The organism is Vibrio sp. Vb0667, assembly GCF_033391095.1.
Genome location: NZ_JAWPOL010000165.1, coordinates 1 through 1459 on the forward strand (window position 1 = coordinate 1; position 1459 = coordinate 1459).

The following is a 1459-nucleotide window of genomic DNA, read 5'->3' on the forward strand; positions in this document are numbered from 1 at the left end:
ATTGCTACGCAATGCTCAGAGTGATGAAGAACTTTACGACATCATGATTCACCAATAAGCAGGACGATCACCATGCGATTAATTGTTGTTAGCGGGCACTCTGGTGCAGGCAAAAGTATTGCGTTGCGCGTGCTAGAGGACTTAGGGTACTACTGTGTCGACAACCTACCAGTAAACCTATTGGATGCGTTTGTACATTCCATCGCTGACAGCAAGCAAAATGTTGCGGTGAGCATTGATATCCGAAACATCCCAAAAAAGCTCAAAGAACTGACTGGCACGTTAGAGCAGCTAAAAACTGAACTCGATGTAACCGTACTTTTCTTAGACGCCAATAAGGAAACCTTGCTCAAACGCTACAGCGAAACTCGTCGCATCCACCCGCTATCATTAGGCGGTCAGTCGCTATCGCTCGATCAAGCTATCGAGAGAGAAAAAGAGATCCTGACACCACTAAAAGCGCATGCGGATTTAATCCTCAACAGTAGCGGTCAGTCTTTGCATGAACTGAGTGAAACAGTTCGCATGCGAGTAGAAGGACGTGATCGCAAAGGCTTGGTGATGGTCTTTGAATCATTCGGCTTTAAATACGGCCTTCCGTCTGATGCAGATTACGTATTTGATGTTCGATTCCTACCGAACCCACACTGGGAACCTGCACTGCGCCCAATGACGGGTTTAGATGCTCCTATCGCTGCGTTTTTGGAGCAGCACCAGTCGGTATTGAGCCTCAAGTACCAGATAGAAAGTTTTATTGAAACTTGGCTACCTTTGCTCGAAAAAAATAATCGCAGCTATCTCACCGTAGCCATTGGCTGTACTGGCGGCAAGCACCGCTCAGTGTATTTAACCCAACAGATTGGCGAGTACTTTGCGGATAAAGGGCATCAAGTTCAGATTCGTCACACCTCGCTCGAGAAAAATGCTAAGGAGTAGCAGTGGAGTTAAGTCGTAAAGTATTGATTCAAAATCGTCTTGGGTTACACGCGCGCGCCGCAGTTAAGTTGGTAGAACTTGCGCAAAGCTTTGATGCTGTAGTAACCATCGACAACGAAGAAGACAAAACCGCCACCGCAGACAGCGTGATGGGGCTGTTGATGTTGGAATCGGCTCAAGGACAATACGTAACGATTCATGCCACAGGCGATCAAGCAGAGTTGGCACTCGACGCTGTATGTCATCTGATTGAAGACAAGTTTGACGAAGGCGAGTAATTTACTCGCTTTTTAGTTCCAATCTCTAGCCTCCAAACTGAATAGAGCGCAATCCCCTTTCCTAGCTAAAAAGTACAGCGATATCTCTCCCAAATCTTTGCGACTGCTCTGGTCACTCAGCAAATAATTTTGTCCTGTTTCACAAGTTGTTATTAAAAGGTGCCTAGAATTAAGTTATTATTCAAAGCATTGTAAATATCAGGAATTGGGAGGAACGAATGGCAGAGCAAATAGAATTCGACCAA

At 45.6% G+C, this 1459-nt stretch carries 2 protein-coding genes; both read left to right on the forward strand.

Features of this window, described 5'->3' with window-relative positions:
- Positions 1–72 precede the first annotated feature (72 nt).
- The gene (gene rapZ / locus R8269_RS24295) at positions 73–936 is read left to right on the forward strand and encodes an RNase adapter RapZ (protein ID WP_206974308.1); all 864 of its coding nucleotides are present in this window, start codon (positions 73–75) and stop codon (positions 934–936) included.
- Positions 937–938: 2 nt separating this feature from the next.
- Positions 939–1214 (forward strand): HPr family phosphocarrier protein, encoded by a 276-nt coding sequence (locus R8269_RS24300; protein WP_005468661.1) that lies wholly within the window; start codon positions 939–941, stop codon positions 1212–1214.
- Positions 1215–1459: the final 245 nt, after the last annotated feature.

Bases quoted from the DNA above. Each gene is read 5' to 3' on its own strand.
- rapZ (WP_206974308.1), top strand. From the start codon at position 73: ATGCGATTAATTGTTGTTAGCGGGCACTCTGGTGCAGGCAAAAGTATT.